Raw genomic sequence first — 9,100 nt, forward strand, 5'->3', positions numbered from 1 at the left:
TCGGGGGCGGGCGCGGACGCGCCCGGATCGGGTCTTGGGGGACAAGGCGTACGGCTCCCGCGCCAATCGCTGCTACCTGCGGCGGCGGGGTGTTCGGTGCACGATTCCGGAGAAGGCGGACCAGATCCTCCATCGCAAGAACCGTGGTGCGCGTGGTGGTCGTCGGCCGGCGTTCGACAAGGAGATCTACAAGCGGCGGCATGCTGTGGAGTGCGGCATCAACCGACTCAAGCGGAACCGGGCCGTGGCCACTCGGTACGACAAGCTCGCTGTCCGGTATGAGGCCACGGTCGTTATCGCGGCGATCAACGAGTGGCTCTGACATCTGAAACAGGCCCTAGAAGCGACGTCGCCCCACGCGGTAGGCCACGACGACGCACGCCGCGCCGACCACGGCGGCAATCACCACCTGCACGGCGACGCTCACCAGCGGCACGGGCCCGCTGTCGAACAGCAGGTGCGCCATGGCCCCGACGGGCGGCAGGCGGTTGGCCACCGCGAGCAACACCAGCGACACGGCCACGACCGCCACCAGCGACCAGCCCGTGGTCGGGATGAGGGGCCGCGCACACAGCACGCCGAGCCCGATCCCCGTCACAGCGCTGATCACGTGCGCCGTGAAGCCGAGGGCCACGTCGGACAGCGCGTACGGGTGGTGGTGGATCACCGCGGGCACGAGCGTCGCCAGCAACACCAGCGCGCCGTTGAGAACGAACGCCGCCCCGACGAGACCGCCGAGCAGTCGACGCCAGCCGCCCACTGCGGCCAGGGTGACGTGCCGCTGCACCGGATCCTCGTTGTTGACCAGCACCACGGTCAGCCACGCCGCCAACGGGAACAGCACCATCGCCGACACGCCGTACGGCGGCAGGGGTGTGCCGGGGTCGCCGCCGTAGAGGACGCCGGTCATGGCCAGGTACACGAACACCGGCGGCAGCCACCGCTGCGATTTGAACAGGTCGGCCAGCAGGTAGCGGATCACGGCATCCTCCGCACCGATTGCACGCCGGGCAGCTTCGCCATCTGGTCGGCGGCCTCCGATGTGCACGTCACGACGACCTCGACCAGCCCCACGTCCTCCACGGGCCGCAACTGGCCCTCGGTCATCCGGTACACGGTCGCCCCCGGCAGCTTTGCCGCCGCGCCCGTGTGATCCGTGACGAGCACCGTCGCGCCGGCCTCGGCGGCCTCACGCACGAGATCGCTGAGGATTGCTCGGGCGGCGACGTCGAGCCCGGCCCACGGCTCGTCCAGCACGAGGAATCCGCCGACAGGGCCGAACGTCTGGGTGAGGCCGACCTTCTGCGCGTTGCCCTTGGACAGCTCCGACATCGGCTGGTCCAGGTCGCCGGCGAAGCCGAGGCGGTCCAGCAGCTCGACCCGCGTGGGCAGCCGCCGGACGCGTGCGAAGTGCCGTAGGTAGGCGCGGGCCGACAGCCGCAGCTGGTCGGGGAAGCGCTCCGGCAGGTACGACACCGACCCCGGCCGTCCGCGCACGGCGCCTCGGGTCGGCACCGTGATGCCGGCCGCGATGCGCAACAGCGTGGACTTGCCGCAGCCGTTCTCGCCGAGCACCGCGGTCACCGAGCCCGGGGCCAGGGCGGTGTCGATCCCGGTCAGCACCATCGGCCCCCGGCCGTAGCGCTTCCACACCCCGTCGACAGTGATCACGGACACCCCTCCCGGCGGCAGATCGTGACATACGGGGTGAGAGATTCACGTGAGCAAGACCCCACTTGTAGGCCAATACAGGACAAGCGTACTGTTAAAGCCGAGCAGGGTCCGGCGGCGCACCCCACCAAGGTGCGCGACACTCGGTCCCTACGTTCCCGAACTGACCAGCGCCGTCGCACGATGGAGTTTGACGTGACTGCACCTGCGAGCAAGGACAGCTTCGGCGCCCGTGGCACGCTCACTGTCGGAGACGCCTCCTACGAGGTCTTCCGACTGAGCGCGGTCGACGGCGCCGAGCGCCTGCCGTACAGCCTCAAGATCCTGCTGGAGAACCTGCTGCGCACCGAGGACGGTGCGAACATCACGGCCGACCACGTCCGTGCGCTGGCGAGCTGGGACCCGAGCGCGGATCCCGACACCGAGATCCAGTTCACCCCGGCCCGGGTGATCATGCAGGACTTCACCGGCGTGCCCTGCGTGGTGGACCTCGCCACCATGCGCGAGGCCGTCACCCAGCTGGGCGGCGACCCGGCCAAGGTGAACCCGCTGGCGCCGGCCGAGCTGGTCATCGACCACTCGGTCATCGCCGACATCTTCGGCCGCCCCGACGCCTTCGAGCGCAACGTGGACCTGGAGTACGAGCGCAACCGCGAGCGCTACCAGTTCCTGCGCTGGGGCCAGAGCGCCTTCGACGAGTTCAAGGTCGTGCCGCCCGGCACCGGCATCGTGCACCAGGTCAACATCGAGCACCTGGCCCGCGTGGTGATGGTCCGCAACGGCATCGCCTACCCGGACACCGTGGTCGGCACCGACAGCCACACCACCATGGTCAACGGCATCGGCGTGCTGGGCTGGGGCGTCGGCGGGCATCGAGGCCGAGGCCGCCATGCTGTTCCATAGAATCGCAGTAGAAGATCCAGTTCACCCCGGGCCGGGTGATCATGCAAGACTTCACCGGCGTGCCCTGCGTGGTGGACCTCCGCCACCATGCGCGAGGCCGTCACCCAGCTGGGCGGCGACCCGGCCAAAGGTGAACCCCGCTGGCGCCCGGCCGAGCTGGTCATCGACCACTCGGTCATCGCCGACATCTTCGGCCGCCCCGACGCCTTCGAGCGCAACGTGGACCTGGAGTACGAGCGCAACCGCGAGCGCTACCAGTTCCTGCGCTGGGGCCAGAGCGCCTTCGACGAGTTCAAGGTCGTGCCGCCCGGCACCGGCATCGTGCACCAGGTCAACATCGAGCACCTGGCCCGCGTGGTGATGGTCCGCAACGGCATCGCCTACCCGGACACCGTGGTCGGCACCGACAGCCACACCACCATGGTCAACGGCATCGGCGTGCTGGGCTGGGGCGTCGGCGGCATCGAGGCCGAGGCCGCCATGCTGGGCCAGCCGGTCTCCATGCTCATCCCGCGCGTCGTCGGCTTCAAGCTGCACGGCGAGCTGCCCGCCGGCGCCACCGCCACCGACCTCGTGCTGACCATCACCGAGATGCTGCGCAAGCACGGCGTGGTCGGCAAGTTCGTCGAGTTCTACGGCTCGGGCGTGTCCGCGGTGCCGCTGGCCAACCGCGCCACCATCGGTAACATGAGCCCCGAGTTCGGCTCCACCTGCGCCATCTTCCCGATCGACGGCGAGACGGTGGACTACCTCAAGCTCACCGGTCGCTCGGCCGAGCAGGTGGCGCTGGTCGAGGCGTACGCCAAGGAGCAGGGCCTCTGGCACGACGACACGGCCGAGGCGGTCTACTCCGAGAACCTGGAGCTGGACCTGTCCACGGTCGTGCCGTCGATCGCCGGCCCGAAGCGCCCGCAGGACCGCATCGCGCTGACCGACGCCAAGAAGCGCTTCCAGCAGGACGTGCGCAACTACGTCAAGGCCGACGACAACGTGGACGAGGAGCTGGAGGAGTCCTTCCCGGCCAGCGACGCCCCGGCGCACAACGCCGCCGCCAACGGCGCCCGCCCGCACAAGGTCGTGTCCGTCACGCTGGAGGACGGCACCGAGACCACGCTCGACCACGGTCACGTGGGCATCGCGGCCATCACCTCCTGCACCAACACGTCCAACCCGTCGGTGATGATCGGCGCGGCGCTGCTCGCGAAGAACGCCGTCGAGCGCGGCCTGTCCCGCAAGCCGTGGGTGAAGACCACCCTGGCGCCGGGCTCCAAGGTCGTCATGGACTACTACGAGAAGGCCGGCCTGACCCCGTACCTGGACAAGCTGGGCTTCAACCTGGTCGGCTACGGCTGCACCACCTGCATCGGCAACTCCGGCCCGCTGCCGGAGGAGATCTCCGCCGCGGTGCAGGACAACGACCTGGCGATCGTCTCGGTGCTGTCGGGCAACCGGAACTTCGAGGGCCGGATCAACCCCGACGTCAAGATGAACTACCTGGCCAGCCCGCCGCTGGTGGTCGCGTACGCGCTCGCCGGCACCATGGACCTGGACCTGAGCAACGACCCGATCGGCGTGGACAACGAGGGCAAGGACGTCTACCTCGCCGACATCTGGCCGTCGCCGCAGGACGTCCAGGAGGTCATCGCGACCGCGGTCACCGCCGAGATGTTCACCAAGGACTACGCCGACGTGTTCGCGGGCGACGAGCGGTGGCAGTCGCTGCCCACGCCGACCGGCAACACGTTCGACTGGGCCGGCGACTCCACCTACGTGCGCAAGCCCCCGTACTTCGAGGGCATGGCGCTGGAGACCACGCCGGTCACCGACATCTCCGGCGCCCGCGTGCTGGCGCTGCTGGGCGACTCGGTCACCACCGACCACATCTCGCCCGCCGGCTCCATCAAGGCCGACTCCCCGGCCGGCAAGTACCTGTCGGAGCACGGCGTCGAGCGCCGCGACTTCAACTCCTACGGGTCCCGCCGCGGCAACCACGAGGTGATGATCCGGGGCACCTTCGCCAACATCCGGCTGCGCAACCTGCTGCTGAACGGCGTCGAGGGCGGCTTCACCCGCAACTTCCTCGCCGACGGCGAGCAGAGCACCATCTTCGACGCGTCGGCCGCGTACATCGAGGCCGGGGTGCCGCTGGTGATCCTGGCCGGCAAGGAGTACGGCTCGGGTTCCTCGCGCGACTGGGCGGCCAAGGGCACCAGCCTGCTGGGCGTGCGCGCGGTCATCACCGAGTCGTTCGAGCGCATCCACCGCTCCAACCTGATCGGCATGGGCGTGCTGCCGCTCCAGTTCCCGGCCGGCGAGAACGCCGCGTCGCTGGGCCTGGACGGCACGGAGACCTTCGACTTCGCCGGCGTCACCGAGCTGAACAACGGCTCGACGCCGTCGACGGTGAAGGTCACCGCGACCAGGACGGACGGCAGCAAGGTCGAGTTCGACGCCGTGGTGCGCATCGACACCCCCGGCGAGGCCGACTACTACCGCAACGGCGGCATCATGCAGTACGTGCTGCGCAAGATGGTCAACAGCTGACCTGACCGACGCGAACGGGCCGTTGCCGGGATTCTCCCGGCAACGGCCCGTTTTCGTACGCGGACAACCCATCATCCCGGCGGCGGCCGAATGCGCGTGCGGCCGGGCGTGCACCGTCCCTGATGGCCCCGATCTACTCCATTCCGGGTATTGCGCGTGAGTTCCGTTCAGCCGATGCCGGCAACACCGGTAAAACTCTCCGACAAACCATGCACGGACCGTAGCTATGACGGGCACCCGCCGATAGGATCCGAAACGATCCCTGGGCGGTGAGCATGTGACGCGCGTGGATCCACTATTCCGGCGCATGCAGCAGGGAGTGGAACGTGATCGGCGGCACTGGAATGCGGGCGCAACTGTCCATCGGCGAGTTGATAATCCATCTGCGGGGGCAGCACGGGCTGACCCAGTACGAGTTGGCCGATCAGCTGGCGGGGGTGTCCGGCAACGACGCGGTGACCAGGGAGGAAGTGTCGCGCTGGGAGCGCGGCAAGCGCATCCCGGGGCCGTACTGGCGCAACTGGCTCAGCGAGGTGCTCGGCTGCCCGTCGGAGCGCTGGGAGACCGCGGCGCTGGCCGCCCGGAAGTCCCGGCGGATCCCGGTGCAGCGGCGGCAGAACGCGGTCTGAGTCGCCCCGGCCGGGCCGGGCTTCGTCGGGCCCGCCATCTCGACGACACCGGTCGGCCGTGGATTCAATTGACACAACGGTCAACTTCTCACGTTCTGAAGCGGTAACACGGTTAAAACCGCTGATTCACATTGTCGAACCAAACGGCGTCTTGACCATGGCGTGCGCGTATGACAACGTGACGTCGTCTCCGCCGCCCCGGACCCTGTGAGGGTGGGCGTTGTCCTTCAGACGGTTGACACATTCACTTTTGTGCGCGGCTCTGCTCTGCGCACTCCCCCTGCCGGCTCAGGCCGCTCCGAACCAGACCGCGTCGGGCGGCCTGGCTTCGAGACAGGCCAACGGCGTGGCCTCAGCGCCGCAGCTGGGCTGGAGCAGCTGGAGCTTCGTGCGGAGCAATCCGACCGAGGCCAACATCGAGGCGCAGGCGCGGGCCATGCACGACAGCGGGTTGGTCGCGCACGGCTACACCTACCTCAACATCGACGACTTCTACTACCTCAACCCGGCGACCACGGTGGACTCCGGCGGTCGCTGGGCCATCGACCCGGCCCGCTTCCCGCACGGCATGGCGGCGGTCGCCAACTACGTGCACGGCCAGGGCGAGAAGTTCGGCATGTACCTGACGCCCGGCATCCCGGTCGCCGCGTACCAGCAGAACACGCCCATCGAGGGCACCACGTGGCACGCCCGTGACATCGTCTCCGACACCAGCCGCTACGAGACGAACTACAACTACGGCAACGGCTCGATGTACTACATCGACTACAGCAAGAACCCGGCCGCCGCCCAGGCGTGGCTGAACTCCTGGGCCGATCAGCTGGCGTCGTGGGGCGTGGACTACATCAAGCTGGACGGGGTCGGCGACTGGGACATCCCGGACGTGCAGCACTGGTCGCAGGCGCTCAACCAGACCGGGCGGCCGATCCACTTCGAGCTGTCCAACTCGCTGGCGCTGTCGGACGCCGCCACCTGGAAGCAGTACGCCAACGGCTGGCGGATCGAGGGCGACGTCGAGTGCTACTGCAGCACCCTGACCAACTGGAACAACGTGGCCCAGCGCTTCGGCGACCTGCCGAACTGGACGGACTGGGCCAGCGCGGGCGGCTGGAACGACCCGGACTCGCTGGAGATCGGCGGCAACAACACCGGGCTCACCGCTGACGAGCGGCGCACCGCCATGACGCTGTGGGCGGTCACCGCCTCCCCCATCACGCTGGGCACCGACTTGACGGCGCTGACCGCGGACGACCTGTCGCTGCTGACCAATGACGAGGTCCTGGCCGTCGACCAGCGCGGCAACGCGGCCCGGCCGGTGGACCGGCTGACCCAGACGCAGACCTGGGCCACCGGCAATGCCGACGGCAGCTACACCGTGGCGCTGTTCAACCTCACCGGCGGCACCGCGACCGTGACCGCCCGCTGGAGCGACCTCGGCTTCGGCGGCACGGCCTCGGTGCGGGACCTGTGGTCGCACGCCGACCTCGGTACCGCCACCGACACGTTCAGCGCCTCCCTGGCGCCGCACGCGTCACGGCTGCTGCGGGTCATGCCGGCCGCCGGCTTCCACTACACCGGCATGTACTACACAGTGGCCAACGCCAACGGGGCTCTCGACGTGGCGTCGTCGGCCGACGGCACTGCAGTGGTACAGCGCCCGGCCAACGGGGCCGCCACGCAGCAGTGGCAGACCGTGTCGACCGGGGCCGGCACCGTGAAGCTGGTCAACCGCAGCACCGGCCGTCTGCTCACCGTGCCCAACTCCACGCCCGGGGCCACGCTCGTGCAGTCCCATGACACGGGCTCAGCCGCCCAGTGGCGGGTGGCTACCGGCGGCGCGATCACCAGCGTGCAGAACGGTCTTGTCGCCGGGGCGGGCGCCAGCTCCGTCGTGCAGACCGTCGGCACCGGCTCCGCCGACCAGCAGTGGCACCTGACCCCCGTGGTCGACGCCGGGACCCGCTACAAGCTGGTCAACCTCAACAGCGGCGGCCGCGTGGACGTCGACAACGACTCCACCGCCGACGGGGCCAACGTCCTCCAGTGGGAGGACAACGAGCGGTCCGACCAGCTGTGGACCCTGAACGCCGTCGGCAGCGGCCTGTACACCATCGTGAACGTCAACAGCGGCAAACTGCTCAACGTGCCCGGCGCTGCCACCACCCAGGGCACCCAGCTGATCCAGTACCACGACGACGGCAACGCCAACTCCCGCTGGCGACTCGTCGACGCCGGCCCCAACCGCGTCGGCATCGTCAGCGCCTCCAGCGGCCTCAACCTGGACGCCTACAACAACTCCCTGTCCGACGGCGCGGCCATCATCCAGTGGTCCGCCAACCCCGGCGCCAACCAGAAATGGACCCTCGTGCCGGTCTCCTGACCCCGGCGAGTCACGCTCTCAGTCAGTGCGAATGTAGGTTTCGGGCAGATCTGGGCCTCGGGTCTCGGTTCTGCCCGAAACCGTATTTCGGTGTGCCGGAGAGCGTGACTCGCGGGGCTACCGGGTGGGGACCGACGCGCGCATGTGGGTGAGGATGGAGAGGCGGTTCTCGGAGAGGATGCGTTGGGTGGTCACGCGGTCCGGGTAGCACCGCATGAACATGTTCGTGAAGTGGGTGCCGTAGTGGATGGCCTCGTCGCCCTGGCCGCCGTGGAGCACGGCGGGGAAGTCGGGCTCGTGGAAGTAGGCGATGGAGTAGCGGTCGCGGTCGGCGAGCTTCACCTTGTGCGGCGTGGAAAGCAGCTCGCCGCCGGTGAGGAACTGGAGGATGTCGCCGGGAAAGACCGTGAAGGTGCTGGGCACGGGATCGACGAGGTGCCATGGATCCTCGTTCTCGAAGACGCCGGCGGAGCTCTCGTCGTCGAGCCAGTTGCGGGGACGCTTCTCGCCGACGACGGGCGGCCGCACGAACAGGCCGTTGCCGACGTCGTCCTGGGTGGCGATGACGAGCATGCCGTAGTCGGTGTGGGCCCCGATTCCCCGTGAGGTGACGGCGGAGCGGGCCGGGAACCGCAGGACCCGCATGTGATGCCAGCCGTCGGTCGCCAGATCGGTCAGGGCGTTCATGTCCAGTCCGAGGCCGAGCGCGGTGAGCTTGAGGATCTTGTCGCCGATCAGGCCGAACTGGGACATGAGGGCAGTCATCACGTCGCGGTAGACCGGATCGGGCCAGGGCACCGGCCCGTGGCAGGGCCAGCCGGCGCGGACGCGGGGATCGGTCAGCGGCAGGTCCTTGCACACGGTGAAGATCTCCGAGAAGTCCTTCTCCCCGGCGGTTTCCTCCTCGCCCGAGGCCACGTAGCCGGCGTAGGTGAGGTCACTGACCAGGGCTGTCTTCTCGGGTAGCGGCCGG

Annotated in this window: 6 protein-coding genes and 2 pseudogenes; 5 read left to right on the plus strand and 3 right to left on the minus strand. The window is 68.9% G+C overall.

Features of this window, described 5'->3' with window-relative positions; all coding sequences use genetic code 11:
* A partial coding sequence (locus tag KUTG_RS09325) for an IS5/IS1182 family transposase (RefSeq protein ID WP_052394257.1) occupies positions 1–322 on the plus strand: 322 nt, incomplete at its 5' end.
* Positions 323–337: 15 nt separating this feature from the next.
* On the opposite strand, the gene KUTG_RS09330 is transcribed toward KUTG_RS09325, so the two are convergent.
* Positions 338–982, minus strand: coding sequence for a hypothetical protein (locus tag KUTG_RS09330; RefSeq protein WP_052394258.1), 645 nt, complete (start codon positions 980–982; stop codon positions 338–340).
* The gene (locus KUTG_RS09335; RefSeq protein WP_043728751.1) at positions 979–1,671 is read right to left on the minus strand and encodes an ATP-binding cassette domain-containing protein; all 693 of its coding nucleotides are present in this window, start codon (positions 1,669–1,671) and stop codon (positions 979–981) included. The genes KUTG_RS09330 and KUTG_RS09335 overlap by 4 nt, the downstream gene beginning before the upstream one ends.
* Before the next feature lie 195 nt (positions 1,672–1,866).
* Here KUTG_RS09335 and KUTG_RS09340 point away from each other — a divergent pair.
* The 4 genes and pseudogenes from KUTG_RS09340 to KUTG_RS53180 all read left to right on the plus strand — a co-directional run.
* Positions 1,867–2,593: pseudogene (locus KUTG_RS09340) on the plus strand (aconitase family protein); the annotation flags it as partial.
* Positions 2,586–5,118, plus strand: a pseudogene (gene acnA / locus KUTG_RS09345) (aconitate hydratase AcnA); the annotation flags it as partial. The pseudogenes KUTG_RS09340 and acnA, both read left to right, overlap by 8 nt.
* A gap of 326 nt (positions 5,119–5,444) precedes the next feature.
* Positions 5,445–5,747 carry a helix-turn-helix transcriptional regulator gene (locus KUTG_RS09350; RefSeq protein WP_363905846.1) on the plus strand — a complete coding sequence of 101 codons (303 nt, stop codon included), beginning with the start codon at positions 5,445–5,447 and terminating at the stop codon, positions 5,745–5,747.
* A 346-nt stretch (positions 5,748–6,093) separates the two neighbouring features.
* Complete coding sequence (locus tag KUTG_RS53180) at positions 6,094–8,127, plus strand: alpha-galactosidase (protein ID WP_052394259.1); 2,034 nt, start codon at positions 6,094–6,096, stop codon at positions 8,125–8,127.
* A gap of 117 nt (positions 8,128–8,244) precedes the next feature.
* On the opposite strand, the gene KUTG_RS09360 is transcribed toward KUTG_RS53180, so the two are convergent.
* The coding region (locus KUTG_RS09360; protein WP_043716383.1) for a 2OG-Fe(II) oxygenase family protein at positions 8,245–9,100 on the minus strand (856 nt) is incomplete at its 5' end.

The sequence above is a fragment of the Kutzneria sp. 744 genome, assembly GCF_000568255.1.
GTDB lineage: Bacteria > Actinomycetota > Actinomycetes > Mycobacteriales > Pseudonocardiaceae > Kutzneria.